Annotated in this window: 18 protein-coding genes and 3 pseudogenes; 10 read left to right on the forward strand and 11 right to left on the reverse strand. The window is 70.6% G+C overall.

The genetic code is table 11. The features are described 5' to 3' along the window. The 3 genes from AAC944_RS23245 to AAC944_RS23255 form a co-directional block, all read right to left on the reverse strand. The gene (locus AAC944_RS23245) at window positions 1–297 is read right to left on the reverse strand and encodes a hypothetical protein (RefSeq protein ID WP_030623115.1); all 297 of its coding nucleotides are present in this window, start codon (window positions 295–297) and stop codon (window positions 1–3) included. Next, window positions 294–1,250, reverse strand: coding sequence for an RpnC/YadD family protein (locus AAC944_RS23250; RefSeq protein ID WP_063760026.1), 957 nt, complete (start codon window positions 1,248–1,250; stop codon window positions 294–296). Before AAC944_RS23250 ends, AAC944_RS23245 begins: the two co-directional genes overlap by 4 nt. Window positions 1,251–1,388: 138 nt before the next feature. After that, on the reverse strand, window positions 1,389–3,062 hold the full coding sequence (locus tag AAC944_RS23255; protein ID WP_030623111.1) for a fumarate hydratase: 1,674 nt from the start codon (window positions 3,060–3,062) through the stop codon (window positions 1,389–1,391). A gap of 148 nt (window positions 3,063–3,210) precedes the next feature. Between AAC944_RS23255 and AAC944_RS23260 the strand changes: the two genes are divergently transcribed. The 3 genes from AAC944_RS23260 (at window position 3,211) to AAC944_RS23270 (ending at window position 6,578) form a co-directional block, all read left to right on the forward strand. After that, on the forward strand, window positions 3,211–5,217 hold the full coding sequence (locus AAC944_RS23260) for a glycoside hydrolase (RefSeq protein ID WP_051872359.1): 2,007 nt from the start codon (window positions 3,211–3,213) through the stop codon (window positions 5,215–5,217). Between the two features lie 61 nt (window positions 5,218–5,278). Further along, complete coding sequence (locus tag AAC944_RS23265; RefSeq protein WP_438272753.1) at window positions 5,279–6,004, forward strand: DUF1707 SHOCT-like domain-containing protein; 726 nt, start codon at window positions 5,279–5,281, stop codon at window positions 6,002–6,004. 214 nt (window positions 6,005–6,218) lie between these two features. Next, complete coding sequence (locus AAC944_RS23270) at window positions 6,219–6,578, forward strand: WhiB family transcriptional regulator (protein WP_030265320.1); 360 nt, start codon at window positions 6,219–6,221, stop codon at window positions 6,576–6,578. A 78-nt stretch (window positions 6,579–6,656) separates the two neighbouring features. On the opposite strand, the gene glpX is transcribed toward AAC944_RS23270, so the two are convergent. Beyond that, entirely contained in the window at window positions 6,657–7,688 is a 1,032-nt protein-coding gene (glpX, locus tag AAC944_RS23275) for a class II fructose-bisphosphatase (protein WP_030623107.1), read from the reverse strand. A gap of 184 nt (window positions 7,689–7,872) precedes the next feature. Between glpX and AAC944_RS23280 the strand changes: the two genes are divergently transcribed. Further along, window positions 7,873–8,403, forward strand: a complete 531-nt coding sequence (locus AAC944_RS23280; protein ID WP_030623105.1) for a DUF4245 domain-containing protein — start codon at window positions 7,873–7,875, stop codon at window positions 8,401–8,403. A gap of 74 nt (window positions 8,404–8,477) precedes the next feature. Here AAC944_RS23280 and AAC944_RS23285 read toward each other — a convergent pair whose 3' ends face one another. From AAC944_RS23285 to AAC944_RS23300, 4 genes are all read right to left on the reverse strand, one after another. Next, entirely contained in the window at window positions 8,478–9,071 is a 594-nt protein-coding gene (locus tag AAC944_RS23285; RefSeq protein WP_030623103.1) for a malonic semialdehyde reductase, read from the reverse strand. Window positions 9,072–9,256: 185 nt separating this feature from the next. Then, complete coding sequence (locus AAC944_RS23290; protein WP_030623101.1) at window positions 9,257–9,553, reverse strand: exodeoxyribonuclease VII small subunit; 297 nt, start codon at window positions 9,551–9,553, stop codon at window positions 9,257–9,259. Between the two features lie 10 nt (window positions 9,554–9,563). After that, a complete protein-coding gene (xseA, locus tag AAC944_RS23295; RefSeq protein WP_030623099.1) occupies window positions 9,564–10,793 on the reverse strand; it encodes an exodeoxyribonuclease VII large subunit in 1,230 nt (409 codons plus the stop codon). Between the two features lie 48 nt (window positions 10,794–10,841). Continuing rightward, window positions 10,842–12,302 carry an APC family permease gene (locus tag AAC944_RS23300; RefSeq protein ID WP_051872358.1) on the reverse strand — a complete coding sequence of 487 codons (1,461 nt, stop codon included), beginning with the start codon at window positions 12,300–12,302 and terminating at the stop codon, window positions 10,842–10,844. A 188-nt stretch (window positions 12,303–12,490) separates the two neighbouring features. Here AAC944_RS23300 and AAC944_RS23305 point away from each other — a divergent pair, with 188 nt between their 5' ends. Together AAC944_RS23305 and ppgK are read left to right on the forward strand one after the other, a co-directional pair. After that, window positions 12,491–13,507 carry a 4-hydroxy-3-methylbut-2-enyl diphosphate reductase gene (locus tag AAC944_RS23305; protein WP_030623095.1) on the forward strand — a complete coding sequence of 339 codons (1,017 nt, stop codon included), beginning with the start codon at window positions 12,491–12,493 and terminating at the stop codon, window positions 13,505–13,507. Window positions 13,508–13,633: 126 nt separating this feature from the next. Next, on the forward strand, window positions 13,634–14,491 hold the full coding sequence (gene ppgK / locus AAC944_RS23310; protein WP_051872357.1) for a polyphosphate--glucose phosphotransferase: 858 nt from the start codon (window positions 13,634–13,636) through the stop codon (window positions 14,489–14,491). A gap of 13 nt (window positions 14,492–14,504) precedes the next feature. Here ppgK and AAC944_RS23315 read toward each other — a convergent pair. Then, window positions 14,505–15,179 (reverse strand): annotated as a pseudogene (locus tag AAC944_RS23315) (DUF6542 domain-containing protein); the annotation flags it as partial. A 394-nt stretch (window positions 15,180–15,573) separates the two neighbouring features. Here AAC944_RS23315 and ychF point away from each other — a divergent pair. Next, window positions 15,574–16,662: a redox-regulated ATPase YchF gene (gene ychF / locus AAC944_RS23320; RefSeq protein WP_030623089.1), complete on the forward strand. Its 1,089-nt coding sequence runs from the start codon at window positions 15,574–15,576 to the stop codon at window positions 16,660–16,662. Window positions 16,663–16,770: 108 nt separating this feature from the next. Here the strand turns inward: ychF and AAC944_RS23325 are convergent, their stop codons facing one another. Next, window positions 16,771–16,935, reverse strand: a complete 165-nt coding sequence (locus tag AAC944_RS23325; protein WP_438272754.1) for a hypothetical protein — start codon at window positions 16,933–16,935, stop codon at window positions 16,771–16,773. A 63-nt stretch (window positions 16,936–16,998) separates the two neighbouring features. Between AAC944_RS23325 and AAC944_RS23330 the strand changes: the two are divergent. From AAC944_RS23330 to AAC944_RS23340, 3 genes and pseudogenes are all read left to right on the forward strand, one after another. After that, window positions 16,999–17,544: pseudogene (locus AAC944_RS23330) on the forward strand (mobilization protein); the annotation flags it as partial. Beyond that, window positions 17,538–17,808, forward strand: a pseudogene (locus AAC944_RS23335) (transcriptional regulator); the annotation flags it as partial. The pseudogenes AAC944_RS23330 and AAC944_RS23335, both read left to right, overlap by 7 nt. Before the next feature lie 75 nt (window positions 17,809–17,883). After that, complete coding sequence (locus AAC944_RS23340) at window positions 17,884–19,056, forward strand: serine hydrolase domain-containing protein (RefSeq protein ID WP_030623086.1); 1,173 nt, start codon at window positions 17,884–17,886, stop codon at window positions 19,054–19,056. 140 nt (window positions 19,057–19,196) lie between these two features. Here AAC944_RS23340 and AAC944_RS23345 read toward each other — a convergent pair whose 3' ends face one another. Beyond that, entirely contained in the window at window positions 19,197–20,606 is a 1,410-nt protein-coding gene (locus tag AAC944_RS23345) for a DUF6177 family protein (RefSeq protein WP_030623084.1), read from the reverse strand. Window positions 20,607–20,670 lie beyond the last annotated feature (64 nt).

Consider the following 20,670-nt stretch of genomic DNA (forward strand, 5'->3'; position numbering starts at 1 on the left):
CTATTCCGTCACCGGCGCTCCGGCGACGTCCTCGTCCTCCTCACGGAAGACATCGGCGGGCCCGCCGCCGAAAGCGGCGCGGCCGAGCCAGCGGTACAGCAGGTCAGGGTCATCGCACTCGGCGACGCGCTGCCGTTCCGCGGGGGTCAGCGGCACACCTCGCAGCTCGACCATCTGCCCGATCCGGCGGCGCAGGTCGTGGTTCCTCTCGTCGGGCGGCATGTCTTCCGGGACACCGCGGAGGAGAAGGCTCAGCGCGAACAGGGCCGAGGCGCCGCTCTTCGGGTCGGTGCTCATCGGACCTCCGCCTGGTCCGTCGCGTCGCCCGGCTCCTCGGCGAAAACCTCTTGGACGTCGGCTGCGGTGATCGCCCGGAGGAACCAGCGGTTGAGGAGTTCCAGGTCGCGGCAGTCCGTGACGCGTGCGTGCTCCTCGGCGGTGATCATGAGCCCCCGAGTGTGCAGCACCTGGAGGAGGTCCTCCGCCTTCGACTTCACCTCTCCCTCCTGACGGCCCTCCTGACGGCCTTCTTCACGGCCCTGATCGCGGAACCCCTCCGCGACCCAGGACTGGCTGTTGGGGAGATCGAAGAGCCGGGTTCCCATGAGTTCCCTCCAGAGTTCGGCCGCGGGGCTACCGCTCAGGCCGTTGGTGATGAGGTCGGCATAGACAGTGAGCGCATCGTCGTTCGGGGCCTGCTTCATGGCGCCGGCAAGGGCCTCCAGTATTTCACCGATCCTCGGGCCGGCACTGTGTGTCAGCGCGGAGTACACCGCCATGGGAAGGTCCGCCGCGGCGTGCGCCACATCCGTGATCACGGGCACGTTTTCGGGTGAGAGGACGAACGGACTGACGTGAAGGTTGGGCCTGCCCGGAATCCCGATGCGGAAGGGGCCCACTGCCCACTTCGCTGTCTTCACATCGGTGCAGAGGACCAGCAGAACCGGATGGTGCCGCTTGTGCCTGTTGGCAAGGACGCTGAGGTAGTAGGCCCAACTCCGGGCCTTGTCCGGGTCCTTGCGTGACTGGCACTCGACGATCAGCAGATAGTCGTCTCCGGCCTCGCATTCCAGCTCGAGCAGTGTGTCCACGCGCCGTTCGAGGGGCGTGACATCCGTTACGTCGGAATTGCGGACAGTCACCGAGGCCGGCCCGGGGTCGGGCAGTTCCAGCAGATCGAAGGCCCGGGTGAACAGCTCCGGGATCTCCTGATACGCCCGGTGGAGCGCCTCGTGTCGAGAGTTGACCATGGCGCGATTCAAGCCGGAGTCATATGCCTCTGGCGGCCATATGACTGGGCATCACCCGAACGAGGAAGTCGATGGTTAATGCACCGAGGGTCCGGCCACCGTGTGGCCGGACCCTCGGTGTGAGAAGCGGGGGAGCGGTCAGCTTCCGGTGCGCACCGGGATGCTGGTGAAGGTCGGCGTCGGTGCCGGGTCCTGGAAGAAGTCGTTGCCCTTGTCGTCCACGACGATGAACGCCGGGAAGTCCTCGACCTCGATCCGCCAGACCGCCTCCATGCCCAGCTCCTCGTACTCCAGGACCTCGACCTTCTTGATGCAGTCCTGCGCGAGGCGGGCCGCCGGGCCGCCGATGGAGCCGAGGTAGAAGCCGCCGTGCGCGTGGCAGGCGTCGGTGACCTGCTGCGAACGGTTGCCCTTGGCCAGCATGATCTTCGAGCCGCCGGCCGCCTGGAACTGCTCGACGTACGCGTCCATCCGGCCGGCCGTCGTCGGGCCGAAGGAGCCGGACGCGTAGCCCTCGGGCGTCTTGGCCGGGCCCGCGTAGTACACCGGGTGGTTCTTGAGGTACTCCGGCATCTCCTCGCCGGCGTCCAGCCGCTCCTTGATCTTGGCGTGCGCGATGTCACGGGCGACCACGAGGGTGCCGGTGAGCGAGAGACGGGTCTTGACCGGGTGCTTGGTCAGCTCGGCCAGCATCTCGTCCATCGGACGGTTCAGGTCGATCTTCACCGCGTCCAGGTCCGGGCCCGCGCCCTCGGTCAGCTCCTCGTCCGTGGTCTCGGGGAGGAAGCGCGCCGGGTCGGTCTCCAGCTGCTCCAGGAAGACGCCCTCGGCGGTGATCTTCGCGACGGCCTGGCGGTCCGCGGAGCAGGACACCGCGATGGCGACCGGGCAGGACGCGCCGTGCCGCGGCAGGCGGACGACCCGCACGTCGTGGCAGAAGTACTTGCCGCCGAACTGCGCGCCGATCCCGATCTTCTGCGTCAGCTCGAAGACCTTCTCCTCCAGCTCGGTGTCGCGGAAGCCGTGGCCGGTGGGGGAGCCCTCGGTGGGCAGCTCGTCGAGGTAGTGCGCGGAGGCGTACTTCGCGGTCTTCAGCGCGTACTCGGCGGAGGTGCCGCCGACCACGATCGCCAGGTGGTACGGCGGGCAGGCGGCCGTGCCCAGCGAGCGGATCTTCTGCTCCAGGAACTTCATCATGGAGGCCTCGTTGAGGACCGCCTTGGTCTCCTGGAAGAGGAAGGACTTGTTGGCCGAGCCGCCGCCCTTGGCCATGAAGAGGAACTTGTACGCGTCACCGTCGTTCGCGTACAGCTCGATCTGCGCCGGCAGGTTCGAGCCGGTGTTCTTCTCGTCCCACATGGTCAGCGGGGCCATCTGCGAGTACCGCAGGTTCAGCTTGGTGTACGCGTCGTAGATGCCGCGGGACAGGGCCGCCTCGTCGCCGCCCTGCGTCAGCACGTTCTGGCCGCGCTTGCCCATGACGATCGCGGTGCCGGTGTCCTGGCACATCGGGAGCACGCCCGCCGCCGCGATGTTCGCGTTCTTCAGCAGGTCCAGGGCGACGAACTTGTCGTTGGCCGAGGCCTCCGGGTCGTCGATGATCTTCCGGAGCTGGCCGAGGTGCTCCGGGCGCAGGTAGTGCTGGATGTCGTGGATCGCCGCTTCGGCCAGCTTGCGCAGCGCCTCAGGCTCGACCTTGAGGAACGTCCGGCCGTCCGCCTCGAAGGTGCTGACACCCTCCTTGGTGATCAGACGGTACGGGGTCTTGTCCTCGCCCGTGGGCAGAAGGTCGGTATAGGCGAATTCCGGCATTGCGGCCAATCCTCACTCGACGGTGACTTCGCTGTCATCAACGGCAGCCTCCACACCTTAGAACCCCGTGCGGCGGGTGCCGCTGTGAGGTAAGGCTCAGTTCCCGTTCTTAGAACTCCCTTAGGAACCCCGCGCACAGTGCCGTCGCATGACACGTTTCCTGAAAGCTGCGACAGGCTCCCGGAAGCGGCGGGCCGCGCTCGCCGCGCTGGCCGGGACCGCGCTGACCGCGAGCACGTTCACGGCCCTCCAGGCGTACGCCGGGCCCGCCGGTCCCGGTGACGACGGCGGCACGGTCGCGCTGCGGATCAAGGGCGGCGAGGCGCACGTGGACCCCCGTACGCTGCGGATCACCGCCCGTACGGCGAGCGGTACGGAGTCCGAGCTCTCCGCGGCGGCGGGGGAGCAGCTGGGCGCCCCCTCCGAGGTCAGCCGGCACGGCTCCACCGCGAGCTGGTCCTACCCCGGCCGCGGGCTCACCGTCTCGGTCGCGTCCCGCGACGGGCGGCTGGTCGTGCGGATGCACGCGGAGAAGGACGGCAGTATCGCCTGGCCGGCGTCGGGCGCCGCACAGCCGCGGGGCACGGCCTACGAGCTGCCCCGCGGCGAAGGACTGCGCATCCCCGCCGCCGACACCTTCTGGAACTCCGAGGAGGCCGGCCTGACCGGCGCGGACGGCATCGACCTCAAGGACCTGACCATGCCCTTCTGGGGCACCACGGCAGGCGGTCACGGAGTGAGCACCCTCGTCCCCACCGACCTGGGCACCAACCTGCGGTTCGTCTCCGGGAGCGGGCGGCTGCGCGCCACCGCCACGCACGACTTCCGCCGCGCCGACGGTACCGACGACTACACGGTGGCCCTCTCGCTGACCGACGGCTCGCCGGTCGCGGCGGCCAAGGACTACCGCCGGTACCTCGCGTCGAAGGGGCAGCTCGGCAGCCTGAAGCAGAAGATCCGCAAGAACCCCGAGGTGGCCGAGCTGATCGGCGCCCCGCACGCGTACGTCTGGGGCGACGGCCGCAGCAAGGAGGCCGTCGAGCGGCTGAAGAAGCTCGGCATCTCCCGCATGTGGCTCGGCTACGACGCCGACGGCGAGCCGATGACGAAGGAGGCCGTCGCCGCCGCGAAGAAGGCGGGCTACCTCGTCGGCCCGTACGACAGCTGGGACAACGCCCAGGACCCGGGGACCGCCGACACCAGCGTGGCGAAGTGGCCGGACCGGCTGTGGCCCGACGGCTGCGTCCACGACGCCGACGGCAAGCCGGAAGGCGGCTTCGGGGGCCGCGGCTGCTACCTCAGCTCGCAGGCGCTCGCCGACGCCGAACCGGACCACCACTACCTCGCCGACCGCCTGAAGGGCATGTCGTCCAACGGCGTGAACAGCTACTTCCTCGACGTGGACGCCACCGGCGAGCTCTTCCGTGACCACACGCCGGCGCACCCGATGACGCAGGCGGAGGACCGCGCGAACCGCCTCCAGCGGATGCGCGGGGTGTCCGGCGGCGGCCTCTCCGGCGGCCGCCCGTTCGTCCTCGGTTCGGAGTCGGCCGGCTCCTGGGCGAACCAGGTGATCGACTTCAGCCACGGCTCCAGCACGCCGGTCCACGACGGGCTGTGGAAGGCCGAGCGCGACAAGAAGACCTGGGGCGGCTACTGGCCCAAGGGGCGGCCCGGCATGTTCTTCAAGCCCGCGACGCTCGACAAGTCCGTCGCGAAGGCCATGTTCGACCCCACGTACCGGGTGCCGCTGTATGAGACGGTGCTGCACGACTCGGTGGTCAGCACCGACCGCTGGGAGCTCTCCCTCTACAAGCTCCCGGAGCAGAAGCGGGACCGCGCGCTGCTCGCCATGCTCTACAACACCCCGGTCAACCTCGCGCTCGACGGCACGGTGCTGGACGAGCACGGCAAGGAGATCGCGGAGATGCAGCGCTTCTTCGCGGGCATCCAGAAGGCAGCGGGCACCGAGGCGATGACGGACTTCCGTACGCTCACCGCCGACCGCACGGTGCAGCGGACCACGTTCGGCGGCCGCGGGGGCCTGGAGATCACCGCCAACTTCGGCACCGGCTCGTACCACGGCCTGCCCGGCGGCTGTGTCCAGGCCGCCACCCGGGGCCACGCACCGCAGCGCTTCTGCCCCGCGGACTGAGGCCGGGCGCCGGGCACTGCTCCCCTAGTCGCGATCTATCGCGTTTCGCTACGCTGCTGAGGTGGACGCAACAGACAACGGGGGACAGCGCCCCGCACCCGTGGACCTCACCAAGCCCGCACCGGCCCCGGTCGCCGAGGCCGCGCTCCGGGCCTCCGACGCCGACCGGGACCGGATCGCCGCGATCCTCCGGGAGGCGCTGGCCGAGGGCCGGCTGGACGCCGAGGAACACGCCGAGCGCATCGACGGCGTGTACCGCGCCAAGACCATGGGCGAGCTGGAGCCGCTGATCAGCGACCTGCCGGCCGGACGGGACGAGGCGGTGGCGCGCCGGACGGCCGCTGCCGCGTACCCCCCGGAGCCGTCCGCCGGTCCCGCGGACACCCGCCTCGTCGGCATCTTCGGTGAGGCGGTACGCGCGGGCCGCTGGCGGGTGCCGGCGCGGCTCACCGCGGTGGCGGTCTTCGGTTCGGTCGAGATCGACCTGACCGAGGCGGTCTTCACCCGGCAGCATGTGCACATCCACGCCACCTCGGTCTTCGGCAGCGTGGACATCCGGGTGCCGGAGAACGTGTCGCTGCGCGGCGGTGGCTCCGGCGTGCTCGGCTCCTTCGAGACCAGGACGGCCGAGGCGGACGATCCGGCGGCCCCGGTGGTCACGATGAGCGGCTTCGCGGTGCTCGGCAGCGTCGAGGCCAAGCCGAAACGCGGCAAGTGGGTGCGCGATCTGCACAGCCTGCTGCGCGAGCGCCGGGAGCGGCGCCGGGACGGGCACCGGTGGCACTGAGGACGGCCGCCGCCTCGCAGGTGGGGCCGCACCTGTAAGGCGCGCCACATCCGACGCTGCTTTCAACCGGTACGCCACGGTGTGCATAGAGCCGCGTACAGCGGGTAGGGCTGGTGCATCGTCTCTCGTACGGCTGCGGGGTGTGCGAAACGTCGTGCGCAGCGAGACGGGCAAGTGGTGACTGAAATCGCCGAGCCGTCGTCAGGAGTAGACCGTGCTGCTACCGCATCAGCCCCTGCAGGACGCCGCCGTCGTGCCCGCCCAGCGAGTACCCGCTCGGGACGAGGCGGGCCCGTGGCACTCCGAGGCGGTGTGCCGACGGGACGAGGCCGGACTCTTCTTCGCGCCGTCCAAAGAACCGACGGCTGCCCGGCTGGCCAGGGAAGAAGCCGCGAAGCGGGTCTGTGCCCGCTGTCCGGTGATGATCGAGTGCCGGGAGCACGCCCTGCTCCAGCCCGAGCCGTACGGCGTCTGGGGCGGCCTGACCGCCGCCGAGCGCCGGGTGGTCCTGGCCCGCCGCCGCCGGCGCGACGCCGAGCTGCAGCGCTCGGCCCGGATGCCCGCGGCGGGCTGAACCCCGCACCACCGACGGCCCGGTGCCCCGCCGCAGGAGCGGCGGGGCACCGGGCCGTCGGTCGTGGGGAGCGTCGCCTCAGCTGGGCCGCTCGAAGTCGATCGAGCTGTAGGCGCGCAGCTTGGCGAGCCGGTGCTCGGAGTCGATCTGGCGGATCGTGCCGGACTTGGAGCGCATCACCAGCGACTGGGTGGTGGCGGTCTCCGCGCGGTACCGCACCCCGCGCAGCAGCTCGCCGTCGGTGATCCCGGTCGCGACGAAGAACACGTTCTCGCCGCTGACCAGGTCGTCGGTGTGCAGGACGCGGTCCAGGTCGTGGCCCGCGTCGATCGCGCGCTGCCGCTCCTCGTCGTCCTTGGGCCACAGCTTGGCCTGGATGGTGCCGCCCAGGCACTTGATCGCGCAGGCCGTGATGATGCCCTCGGGCGTACCGCCGATGCCCAGCAGCAGGTCGACGCCGGTGCCTTCGCGTACGGCCATGATCGCGCCGGCCACGTCACCGTCGGAGATGAACTTGATGCGGGCGCCGGCCTCGCGGATCTCCTTGACGATGCCGTCGTGCCGGGGGCGGTCCAGCACGACGACGGTGACGTCCTCGGGGCTGGAGTGCTTCGCCTTGGCGATGCGCCGGATGTTCACGCCGACCGGCGCGTCGATGTCGACGAAGTCGGCCGCCTCCGGGCCGGTGACCAGCTTGTCCATGTAGAAGACCGCGGACGGGTCGAACATGGAGCCGCGGTCGGCGACGGCCATGACGGAGACGGCGTTGGCCATGCCCTTGGCGGTCAGCGTCGTACCGTCCACGGGGTCCACGGCCACGTCGCACTCCGGGCCGGTCCCGTCGCCCACGCGCTCGCCGTTGAACAGCATCGGCGCCTGGTCCTTCTCGCCTTCGCCGATGACGACGACGCCGTTCATCGAGACGGTGTGGATCAGGGCCCGCATGGCCTTGACCGCGGCGCCGTCCGCGCCGTTCTTGTCGCCGCGGCCGACCCAGCGGCCCGAAGCCATCGCGCCCGCCTCGGTGACCCGGACGAGTTCCAGGGCCAGGTTGCGGTCGGGGGCCTCGGGGCTGACCTCCAGCTGGGACGGCAGATGATGCTCGGTCATCGGAGCGCACCTTTCTGTACGGCGACGGCCGGTTAGGTGAGGGTTCGCTTGACCTTATCGCTATGTCGAGATTTTGAGCAGAGGGCCCCACGTATGAGCGGTGCTCACCGGCCGGGGCGGCCCCGGGGCGGGGCCCTTGTCCGATGCGTTCCCGGCATGGGGGACCATAGGGGGCGTGGCTGGTATGCGAGGCAAGCAAACGGTGCGGGACATGGTCCTGTCGATGGCCGTCATCGGCATCGTCGTCGCGGCGATCTATCTCTTCATCCCGCACGACGACAGCAAGGACGCGGAGAAGACGGCGGTGAAGACCGTCAGCTACCGCGTCGAGCTCGCGACCGCCCGGCGCGCGGCCCCGTACCCGGTCGCCGCGCCCGAGGGCCTGCCCCAGGGCTGGCGGGCCACCTCCGTGTCGTACCAGGCGAGCGACGACGGTGAGGGCGGCGCCTGGCACCTGGGCTTCCTGAACCCGAAGGACCAGTACGCGGCGGTCGAGCAGAGCGACGCCCCGGCCCGCGAGTTCGTCAAGAAGGTCACGCTGAACGCCACCCCGGCCGGCGGCGCGCAGGACGTCGACGGCGCCCGCTGGGACCGGTACGAGGGCGACACGTACAAGGCGCTCGTCCGCAAGGAGTCCGGCCACACCACGGTCGTCACCGGCACCGCTTCCTATGACGGCCTCGCGGAACTGGCGGGCGCGCTCCGGGCGAAGTAGCGGCGTCACCGCGTACGGCAAGAGGCCGCCGCACCCGCTCCGGGTGCGGCGGCCTCTTGCCGTACGCGAGGGGCTCAGACCGTGGTCGCGGCGTCCTCGAAGGACAGGCGCGGCGAGCGCGGGAAGAAGGCGTCCTCGCCCGGCTTGCCGATGTTGATCACCATGAAGGACTTCTGCTTGCCGTCGCCGAAGAACTCCTTGTCGACGGCGGTGAAGTCGAAGCCGGTCATCGGGCCCGCGGCCAGGCCGGCGGCGCGGACGCCGAGGATGAAGTAACCGGCCTGCAGGGTGGCGTTCTGGGTACCGGCGACCTCGCGCACGGCCGCCTCGGAGAAGAACGTGTCCTTGATGCCGGGGGCGTGCGGGAAGAGCTCCGGCAGCTTCTCGTGGAAGTCCAGGTCCACGGAGAGGATCACGGTCAGCGGGGCCGACAGCGTCTTCGGGCCGTTGGCGCCCATGGCGTGCTCGACGAGGCGCTTGCGGGCGTCCTCGGAGCGGACCAGCGTCAGGCGCAGCGGCGACTGGTTGAAGGCGGTCGGGGCGAACTTCACCAGGTCGTAGATGGCCTGAACCTGCTCGTCGGTGACCGGCTCGTCCGTGAACGTGTTGGCGGTCTGGGCCTCGCGGAAGAGGAGGTCAGCAGCGGCGGCGTCAAGGGCGAGAGTCATGGAGGGCACCTCGGTGATTCGTGGTGGTTCCGGGCCGGGCCGGTCCGGTCGTACATCCTCTACTCTAACGAAGATAGATTAAGTTTCAACTAAGCGGCCGGGTGGGGCGCTGATTGTGAGGCGTTTCACATGGGCGCGGCCGACGCGGCCCCGGGGACCCGACCGGCGCGTCCGCCGGGCGGCCGTCAGCCCTCCGCCGGCTCCTCGGCCTCGTCCTCTTCCTCCGCCAGCGCCTCGTCCAGCCGCGCGCGGGCGCCGTCCAGCCAGCGCCGGCACACCTTCGCCAGCTCCTCGCCGCGCTCCCACAGCGCGAGCGACTCCTCCAGCGTCGTACCGCCCGCCTCCAGGCTGCGGACGACCTCGATCAGCTCGTCCCGCGCCTGCTCGTACCCGAGCGTGGACGTCACGTCCGGTGCGCCCGCCGCCCCGGCCCCCTCCGCGCCGTCCGTGTCCATGCCCGTGTCCGTCTTCGCCTTGGCCATGCGCCCCAGCCTAAGCGGGAGGTGTGACAGCGCCGTCCACACGACGGACCGTGAAGTCGCCCTCGGCCACCCGGGCCCGCAGCTCCTCGTCCTCGGCGACCTCGCCGGGCGAGCGGACCGCGCTGCCGTCGGAGCGCTGGAGCACGGCGTACCCCCGCTCCAGCGTGGCCTTGGGGGAGAGCGCCACCACCCGCGCCAGGGTGTGCGTCAGCTCGGAGTCGGCCCGGTCCAGCAGATGGCCCAGGGTGCGCCGGCCACGCTCCAGCAGGGCGGTGACCTGCTCCTCGCGGGCCTCCACCATGCGGTGCGGCTCTCGTATGCAGGGGCGGTTCAGTGCGCCCGCCAGGCCGCGCTCCTCGCGGTCCAGGAAGCCGGTGACCGAACGCAGGGCGCGCTCCCGCAGCTGCTGGATGCGGGCCAGCTCCTCGCCCACGTCCGGCACGACCTTCTTCGCCGCGTCCGTCGGCGTCGAGGCCCGCAGGTCCGCGACCAGGTCCAGCAGCGGGCTGTCCGGCTCGTGCCCGATCGCGGAGACGACGGGCGTACGGGCCTGGCCCACGGTCCGCACCAGCTGCTCGTCGGAGAACGGCAGCAGATCCTCCACGCTGCCCCCGCCCCGCGCCACGATGATCACGTCCACGTCCGGCCGCGCGTCCAGCTCCCGTAGCGCCTCGATCACCTGCGGGACGGCATGCACCCCCTGCACCGCGACGTTCCGCACCTCGAAGCGGACGGCCGGCCAGCGGTGCCGGGCGTTCTCCAGCACGTCCCGCTCCGCCGCGCTCGCCCGCCCGCACACCAGTCCGATCAGCTGCGGCAGGAACGGCAGCGGGCGCTTGCGCTCCGCCGCGAACAGCCCCTCGGCGGCCAGCGCCTTCTTCAGCATCTCCAGCCGCGCCAGCAGCTCGCCGACGCCCACCGGCTTGATCTCGGCGGCCCGCAGCGACAGCTGGCCGCGCGGCGCGTACCACTCGGGCTTCGCGTGCACCACGACCCGGGCGCCCTCGCTGATCACGTCCGCGACCTTGTCGAAGACCTGGCGGTAGCACGTCACGCTCACCGAGATGTCGTGCGACGGGTCGCGCAGCGTCATGAAGACGACGCCCGCGCCGGGCCGCCGCGAGAGCTGGGTGATCTGCCCCTCGACCCACACCGCGCCGAGCCGGTCGATCCACCCGCCGATCAGGCGGGAGACCTCGCCTACCGGGATGGGGGTCTCTGCGGACGTCTGTAGAGCCATGTGCCGAGCGTATCGGCGGCCACTGACAGTGCGGCCCGTGCCGCCGGCTCAGCTCCGTGCCGCCGACTCGCCCCCGCGCCGCTTCCCGTACTGCGCGGCCAGCACCACCAGCCCCACCACCAGCCACGCCCCGCCGACCACCTGGGCCGTCGGGGAGGCCTCGACGATCACCGCGACGACCACCGCGAGGCCCAGCAGCGGGACGATCACATGGGCCAGCAGGCCCCGTGCCGCGGCCCGCTTGCGCAGCCAGAAGTAGCCGATCACCGAAGCGTGCAGCAGTCCGAAGGCGGTGAGCGCGCCGACGTTCACGATCGAGGACAGGTGGTCCAGGCCGTCGTCCCGGCGGGCCGCCCACACGGCCGCGACCAGCGTCACCACCGCCGCGCCCAGCAGCGCCCGGCGCGGCACCCCGCTGCCCGCGTCCACCTTCGCCATCGCCCCCGGCAGCCGCCGGTCCCGGGACATCGCGAAGAGCAGCCGCCCGGCCGCCGCCTGCCCGGCCAGCGCCGCGAACGCCGCGCCGATCGCCTTGCTCGCCGCGACCAGCCTCTGCAGCCACTCACCGGCCGCCGCGTTCGCCGTCGCGTAGAAGGCGTCGCCCTGCTCGGCCGGCTTCGCGGCCAGCTCGGCCGCCGACATGGGCGCCAGCAGGGCGGCCAGGTAGGTCTGCACCGCGAACAGCACTCCGGCCACCACCAGGCACGTCAGCACGGCCCGCGCCACCCGCGTACCGCCTCCGGCGCTCTCCTCGGCGAACGCGGCGATCGCGTCGAAGCCCAGGTACGACAGCACCGCCACCGACACCGCCGCCAGCACCGCGCTCGTCGAGAAGCCCCCCTCGCCCGTGAACGGCACCGTCCAGCCGCGCTGCGCGCCGTCCGTCGCGAGCACCCACACCGCCGCCACGACGAAGACCACCAGCACCGCGATCTCCATGGCCAGCACCAGGAAGCCCACCACGGCCGCGGTCCGCACGCCCAGGAGGTTCAGCAGCGTCGTCACGACGACCGCGGCCGCCGTCCAGATCCACTGGTGCACCGACGGCACCAGGGAGTGCAGCGCGATCCCGGAGAAGAGGTACGCCACCGCCGGGATCAGCAGGTAGTCCAGCATCGCCATCCAGCCCGCGACGAAGCCCGCGCCCTCGCCCAGCCCGACCCGGGCGTACGTGAAGACCGAGCCGGCCTGCGGGACGACCCGCACCATCTGCGCGTACGAGTACGCCGTGAAGGCCATCGCGATCGTCGCGACGACGTACACGATCGTGATCGCGCCGTGCGACGTGGCCTGCAGCGTCCCGAAGATGCCGACCGGCGCCATCGGAGCGATGAACAGCAGGCCGTAGACGATCAGGTCCCGGAACGACAGGGACCGCTTCAGCTTGCCCCCGGCGGCCACGGTGGCTCCCGAGACGCCGTCGGGGCCCGGGAGGCCGTCGGAGCCCGAGGGGCCGTCGGGACCGGCGGCACCGCCGGACGGGGGCTGCGGCTCGGCCGTTGGGGGCATGGCGGACACCTCTGTGCGACTGTGTGGCGGACGGGCCGCCGACGATCGGCGGCCTCACATGATCGTCGGCCGTGCCGCCGTTTCGGGCAAGCCGCCCTGCCGTGCGGACATATGCCCCGTAACGCACCGTCCACAACCCCTGGCCAGGCCTTCCGTAGGACACCACCCCGCCCCGTACGATGGGGACCATGACCACCCCGACTTCCCGCCGCGTCCTCCTCGCAGCCCCCCGTGGGTACTGCGCCGGCGTGGACCGAGCCGTCATCGCCGTCGAGAAGGCCCTTGAGCAGTACGGCGCGCCCGTCTATGTGCGCCACGAGATCGTCCACAACAAATACGTGGTCAAGACGCTGGAGAAGAAGGGTGCGATCTTCGTCGACGAGACGGCGGAGGTGCCCCCGGGCAACATCGTCATCTTCTCCGCCCACGGTGTCGCGCCGGTCGTCCACGACGAGGCCAAGCGCGGCAAGCTCGCCACCATCGACGCCACCTGCCCGCTCGTCACCAAGGTCCACAAGGAAGCCGTCCGCTACGCCAAGGAGGACTACGACATCCTCCTGATCGGCCACGAGGGCCACGAAGAGGTCATCGGCACCAGCGGCGAGGCCCCCGACCACATCACCCTGGTCGACGGCCCGGACGACGTGCAGAACGTCGAGGTCCGCGACCCCGACAAGGTCGTCTGGCTCTCCCAGACCACCCTTTCGGTCGACGAGACCATGGAGACGGTCGACGCCCTCAAGGGCCGCTACCCCAACCTCCTCTCCCCGCCCAGCGACGACATCTGCTACGCCACGCAGAACCGTCAGACGGCCGTGAAGCAGATGGGCGCCGACTCCGACCTGGTCATCGTCGTAGGCTCCAAGAACTCCTCCAACTCCGTCCGCCTCGTCGAGGTGGCCCTGGGTGCCGGCGCCAAGGACGCCCACCTGGTCGACGGCGCCGAGGAGATCGACGAGGCCTGGCTGGAGGGCGTCGGCACGGTCGGCGTCACGTCCGGCGCCTCCGTCCCGGAGGTCCTCGTCGAGGGCGTACTGGAGTGGCTCGCGCAGCGCGGCTACGAGGACGTGGAGACCGTCACGGCCGCCACCGAGTCCATCCACTTCTCGCTGCCCAAGGAGCTCCGCCGCGACCTGCGAGCGGAGGCGAAGTCGGCGACGGAGGCCAAGCCGGCGACGGAGAGCGAGCCCGCAGCGGACGAGTGAGGGCGCGTCCGTCGCGAACACGTGAGGGCGCGTCCGTCGCGGACGAGTGAGGGCGCTTCCTCATCGAATCGGGGCCGGTTCGCCCTTTGAGGGGTGATCCGGCCCTGCCCCGCCTAGCCTTTCCCCATGAACGTATTCGGCGTGGACATCGGCGGGTCGGGCATCAAGGGCGCACCCGTGGACCTGGAACGCGGCGAGCCGGCGGAGGAGCGCTTCAAGGTGCTCACCCCGCATCCGGCCACCCCGGACGCGGTCGCCGACGGCGTCCAGCAGGTAGTGGAGCATTTCGGCTGGTCAGGGCCGGTCGGGGTGACGTTCCCCGGCGTGGTCACCGGCGGGGTGACCCGGTCGGCCGCCAATGTCGACAAGTCCTGGATCGGTACCGACGCCGCGGCCCTGCTGACCTCCCGGCTCGGCGGTGAGGCCGGCGGCTGCACGGTCACCGTACTGAACGACGCGGACGCCGCGGGCCTCGCCGAGGTCCACTTCGGTGCGGCGCGCGGCCGTATGGGCACGGTCGTCATGCTGACCCTGGGCACCGGCATCGGCAGTGCCCTCTTCACCGACGGTCAGCTGGTGGCCAACACCGAGCTGGGCCACCTCGAACTGGACGGTCACGACGCCGAGACCCGCGCCTCCACCCGGGTCAAGGACGAGGAGGACCTGAGCTGGCACGACTGGGCGCACCGGCTGCAGAAGTACCTCCGCCACGTCGAGATGCTCTTCACGCCCCAGCTGTTCGTGATCGGCGGCGGGGTGAGCCGGAAGGCCCACAAGTTCCTGCCGCTGATCAAGGGCGTCAAGGCTGAGATCGTGCCTGCGCAGCTTCAGAACAACGCGGGGATCGTTGGGGCCGCAATGGCCGCCCGGCGGGCCTGCGACCCGGCTGCCGCCGCTCCCGGTCCGGGTCAGGACGCCGGTCTCGGGGCCGCCGATCCCGGTCCTGCCGGACGCCCGGGCGCTGCGCCCGCCGCCGGAGGATGAGCAGGCACTTCCGTACGCCGACGATCAGCACGCTGAGGGCCGTACCGAGGTAGAGCCAGCCCGCGTTCACCGCGAGGACGGTGAAGACGCCCATCAGCAGGCTGCCCGCGCTGCCCGCCCCGCTGCGCGCGATGGGGAGGCAGCCCAGGGTGTACGCGATCGGCAGCGTGACCGGCGCGACGACCAGGTCGTACGGGCGTACCCACAGCGCACCGGCGGCCCCCGCCAGCACGAAGCAGACGCCGTACACGGTCGGCGAGCCGCCCACCAGCAGCCGGTCCAGGAAAGCCAGGGCCAGCAGCGCGAGGGTGGTCAGCAGCGCACAGCCCAGACCGGTCAGCTTCGGCGCGGGCAGCTTGCGGACCAGCGCGGCGAGCGGTCCGGGCAGCACGCGGCGGGCGCCCGCCCGGTAGACGGTCGAGGACTCGGCGATCGCGGGCCCGGCGGCCGGCGAGGCCTGCGCCCCCCGGGCGCCTTGTGCGGCCGACGAGGCCTGCGCGCCGCGAGCGCCTTGCGAGGCCGGCGAGGCCTGCGCGCCGCGAGCGCCTTGTGCGGCCGGTGCCGGAGGTCGGCCGCCGCGGGCGGCGGCGGGCGCCGAGGCGGGGCGGTTCCCGGCGGTACGCCCCGCGGCCGGACGCCCGGTCCGGGACGGGGTGTGCTGAGGTGCGCGCGCTTCGTGTTGCTCCACTCGCCAACGGTAGGCCGCTAAGTGGGATTAATAGCCCGTAGGACACGCGCTTTCCACGACGATGCCGCCGGATCACCATACGGACGCCGCACGCGGGGACGACGAACGGCGTAGAGAGTGGGGGCGCGGGGGCGGGCGCGCGGGCCTCGGCAGCCCCGCCCCGGGCTCAGGGGCCCGCCCGGCGCGCCGTACCGCTGGCGGCCACCGCGGCCACCGGTACGGCTCACGCCCCGCCCCCGCCTCCCCGTAGACTGGTGGATCGGCCCACCCGGCCACCGCCCGCCCGGGCCGTGGCCACCGGGCCGTCGCCCGTCCGGGCCGCTGCCCAGCCGGGCACCGCCCGTCCAGGCCCTGCCCAGCCCACCCCACCTCCCGTCGGAAGTCGAGTCGCCACGTGTCGCTCACGATCGGAATCGTCGGTCTGCCGAATGTCGGCAAGTCGACCATGTTCAACGCCCTGACCAAGAACGACGTGCTGGCGGCCAACTACCCGTTCGCCACCATCGAGCCCAACGTCGGCGTCGTGGGCGTCCCCGACCCCCGCCTGCACAAGCTCGCCGAGATCTTCAACTCCGAGAAGGTCCTCCCGGCCACGGTCGACTTCGTCGACATCGCCGGGATCGTGCGCGGCGCCTCCGAGGGCGAGGGCCTGGGCAACAAGTTCCTGGCGAACATCCGCGAGTCCGACGCGATCTGCCAGGTCATCCGCGCCTTCAAGGACGAGAACGTCGTCCACGTCGACGGCAAGGTCTCGCCCAAGGACGACATCGAGACGATCAACACCGAGCTGATCCTCGCCGACCTCCAGACCATCGAGAAGGTCCTCCCGCGCCTCCAGAAGGAGTCGCGCATCAAGAAGGACGTCCAGCCGAAGGTCAAGGCCGTCGAGGAGGCCAAGGCCATCCTGGAGGAGGGCCGCACCCTCTTCTCCGCCGGCATCGTCCAGGGCTCGGGCAACGAGGAGCTTCTCCACGACCTGCACCTCCTCACCACCAAGCCCTTCCTCTACGTCTTCAACGTCGACGAGGACGAGCTGACCGACGAGGACTTCAAGAACGAGCAGCGGGAGCTGGTCGCCCCCGCCGAGGCGATCTTCCTCAACGCCAAGCTCGAGGCGGACCTCGCCGAGCTCGACGAGGACGAGGCCCTGGAGCTCCTCCAGTCCGTCGGCCAGGACGAGCCCGGCCTCGCCACCCTCGCCCACGTCGGCTTCCGCACCCTCGGCCTGCAGACCTACCTCACGGCCGGCCCCAAGGAATCCCGCGCCTGGACGATCAAGAAGAACGCCACGGCCCCCGAGGCCGCCGGCGTCATCCACACCGACTTCCAGAAGGGCTTCATCAAGGCCGAGGTCATCTCCTACGACGACCTCGTCGAGTGCGGCTCGGTCGCCGAAGCCCGCTCGGCCGGCAAGGCCCGCATGGAAGGCAAGGACTACATCATGCAGGACGGCGACGTGGTGGAGTTCCGCTTCAACGTCTGATCCGTTTGACTAAAGGCCGTCTGACCTGCGGGGGAGTGGGTTGGGCGGCCTTTGCGGTCCACGCTCGGTCCGCAGCGTGCTGACGTAGGTCAGCGAGTGGGGGAGTGGCTAAGCTGCCGCTTCGGCCTGTGGTTCGTCCCTGTCGGTTCGGTCCGCGTACGCCTTGTCGACGGCGGCCCGCGTCCGCTCCTCGGAGTCGGGCCACAGGTGGGTGTAGATGTTCAGCGTCATCGCCGCGTTGGTATGACCGAGGCGCTCGGAGACGGTCTTCACCGACTCACCGTGCTTGATCAGCAGGCTGGCGTAGTGATGCCGGAGGGCGTGGGGTCCGGTGCCCTGCGCCCTGCTCGCCACTGGAACGACTACCTGACCGCCGACCGCGAGCTTGCTGCCGTGGAGAAGGAATACGGCCTCCACCGCGTCGTCCGCGGTGACCGCACCGCTGCCCAACGCCCCACCCGCGCCAAACAGGAAAAGGCCCACCGCGCCGGCCACCAGACCACCGCCCGTTAGCGCCTGTGCACTACCGTCCGTACCGCTGCGGCGGTGGCCATCGATCCCGCGGAGTTCCTCACTGTGCTCGCCGGCACCGGTGTCCTCGTCGACGTCCAGCGCTTCCCCTCCGGTGACATCCGCGGCTACAAGGTCGCCCTCGATGGTGACATCAACGCCGCAGGACAGCCCGTCTGGTTCTCCGGCTCCAAGCTCGCCCCCGACCTGTCTTTCCCGAAGATCCGCGAACGCCTGGCCGCTGCCGAAGCAGACCCCGCCAGCCAGCAGCCGGGCCACCGCCGTCAGCCCGACCCGTGGCACCAGGCCACCGCCGCGGCCGAACGCATCCCCGCCCTCCTCGACCGGGGAGATGATGCGACTGCACCAGCTCTCTGGAGGCTTCGGTCAAGCAGACCGCACCCCCGGACAAGGCCGTACGGTCCAGCCGTCTGGCCGAGGCCCGGCTTGCCGGCGGCGATCTGGACGGAGCGCTCGACGCCGCGAACCACGGAACTGACCTTCTCGAAGAGAAGGTCAGCTCCGTGCGTGCCGTTGATCCGTCTGAAGGAGTTCTCTGCCCGCCTCGAACCACACAAGTCCATCCCCGAAGTCCGCGAGTTCAGAGACCGCCTTCAGGCACTACCCGACGCCGCCCGATCAGGACCGTCTCATGCATCGCGAACCAGCCCGCTCCTCACAGCAGACAGCAAAAATGCCAGGATGAGCGGCATGACGACGATCGACGGTGAGGTCGCTGCCGGATTCGAACCCGTACGCGAGGCGTTCGCGGCGAACTTTGCCCAGCACGGGGACATCGGCGCAGCGGTGTGCGTGTACCGGGATGGCCGACCGGTCGTGGATCTGTGGGGTGGGGTAGCCGACCCTGACAGCGGTCGTCCATGGGAACGGGACACGCTGCAACTGGTCTATTCCGCGACGAAGGGGGCTACCGCGGCTGCGGCGCACCTGCTGGCCCAGCGCGGCGAACTGGACCTGGACGCTCCGGTGGCCGAGTACTGGCCGGAGTTCGCGGCGAACGGCAAGGCGGACGTCCCGGTGCGCTGGCTGCTCTCCCACCAGGCCGGTCTGGTGGCACTGGACCGGCCGGTGCCGCTGGCCGACGCGCTGGCCTGGCAGCCAATGGCGGACGCACTGGCCTCTCAGCGTCCCCAGTGGGCTCCGGGCACCGCGCACGGGTACCACGGGCGGACCTTCGGCTGGCTGGTCGGCGAGGTGATCCGCCGCGTGTCCGGCCGCACGCCGGGCCGTTTCTTCGCCGACGAAATCACCGTCCCGCTCGGGCTGGACTTCTTCATCGGGCTGCCGGCGAATGAACGTACCCGGGTCAGCCGCATGGTGTACCGGCAACCGGAGACCGACTTCGCCACCGCGCCCCCGGAGTCGATCCCCGAGGAACTCCGTGAAATGGTCGCCGCCTGGCGCGACCCGAACTCCCTCAGCAACAGGGCATTCGCGGTCACCGACCCGTCCGAGATGGACTTCAACTCTCCCGAAGTGCAGGCCGCGGAAATCCCGTCCTCCAATGGCATCGGCACCGCGCGCAGCCTGACCCGCATGTACGCCGCCCTGATCGGCGAGGTGGACGGCGTGCGCCTGCTCACCCCGGAAACCCTCGCATCGGCGACCAAGGAACAGGCCAGCGGCATGGACCAGGTCATGGTGATGCCGAGCCGGTTCAGCTCCGGCTACATGCTCTCCACGGAGGCCACCCCCCTGACCGGACCGAACGCCTTCGGCCACACCGGCCGAGGCGGCTCCCTCGCCTTCGCCGACCCGGAGCACGGCATCGCCTTCGGCTTCGTGATGAACCACATCATCAGCGGCTCCGACGATGTGCGTGCGGCTTCGCTGGTCGACGCAGTGCGCAGGTCGCTGACGTAACTGAACAAGGTCGCCGTCGGTCCTCCGCTCCAGGATCCGGCTGCGGGCGGAGGCCGGCGAGGACGTCAGTGACGACGCGGTGCCATGCGCGTACGCTGCCGTAGCTGGGGCTTCAGGCCCTTTACTCCCCGCGGCTGCAGTCAGCTGCCCCTGGAGACAACTTTCAGGTGGTCGCTGAGCTGCTTGAAGCGCCGACAGGCATCGGCTGCGGCGCCATCGCCGATCTGATAGTGCACGGCGGGCCTCTGGGCAGGTCCTAGGAAGACGGGGTCGACATCTGGCACTGCACGGCGGGCTCGGGTGAGGCCAAGGTCGGCTACGGCGTCCGGGCCAAGGGTGACGGACAAGGGAACGGGCGGTGGTTCCCAGTGGGCAGGGGTCGTCAGGTCAGTACGGGCGGCGCGTAGCTCGGTGACCATCGTGGCGAGGTTGTGCCGACGAGCGAGGGCCTCCGCCAATTCGGCGACGGTCTCCACCGGCAACCCGTGGTCGGCGGAGTGGCTGAACGCCAGGTTGAGGTGTTCCTCGACACCAGCAGAGGTATGAACGATTCGCACCGTCGCGATCGCCGGCTGATCGGGGGAGCCAACGGCAACCAGCCACGTAGGAACAGACTGTCGGGCGCGAGTACGGGCCAGGTCCGTCAGTTGCCGGGGCGACCACGGAACGTTGACCGGCTCGGCAGCGGACCACCCAGCAGGCGGACTCCCGGTCAGCGCTCGCCAGGCACACTCCAGCGCACCGCCTAGAACGAGCCGCTCGTTGGCAGGGTGGATGGTGCGTACGGACAGCAACAGCTGCCCGCCACTGGCAGCGGTGTGGTGAGATTGGAAAGCCTTTGCTACACGCGGAGCGCCGTCAGCGCCGGTAGAGGGGGCGAAGCGTCCCTCGTGCCAGCGCAGAACGAGGCCGGAAAGCCCGTCGTAGTACCCGCACTCGGGATCTTGCACGACCCATCGGGAGGGCAGCTGCTCCAGCAGGCTACGGGTCGGAAGAGTGAGCCGGGTCCCTGGTGGAGTGACGATGTTCAGCTCGCGGCCGGCGCGCATCGTGGTGCGCATGACCTCGGTCAGCCACGTCGTGGCGGCGACGACCGGGCGGTCTTGTATAACCACGACGGCCCGGTCGGTGAGCATGTCGATGCCTGCAGGTGTGGCGGCCTGGCCCATGGCGGGAATCGTCACGACTTCGGTGCTAGCAGCCCCGCGGGGCCACGTAGAACCGCCGAGCAGGGTTGTCAGTCGCCCGGCCATGGCTCCGGCGAGACGCCCGGCATCCTCAACCATCGTTGTTGCGCGCGCTTCGGTCCACCACACGGGTGCCTCTGTCTCAGCTGTTGAGCCCAGTAGGCGAGCTGTCTCGCCGGGGACCTGGATGAAGCGAGGAGCTTCGAACGAGACCAGTACCTGTCCATCGGCACCGCACACTTCGGCGACAGCACCTCCCCCTGCCCGGTCCATGCGCAGGTCGGGCCCTCCGGCATACACAGCGGCCATCAGCGACTTGATGTCCGGCATCTCCGGGGTAAGGGCTATGACGTCCTGAGTCATGCAGTGCTTCCTGACAAGCGGGCGCGGTGGTGAGGAGCCCTTTGACGGGCCCTATGAATCCATA

Source organism: Streptomyces sclerotialus (assembly GCF_040907265.1).
Classification (GTDB): domain Bacteria; phylum Actinomycetota; class Actinomycetes; order Streptomycetales; family Streptomycetaceae; genus Streptomyces; species Streptomyces sclerotialus.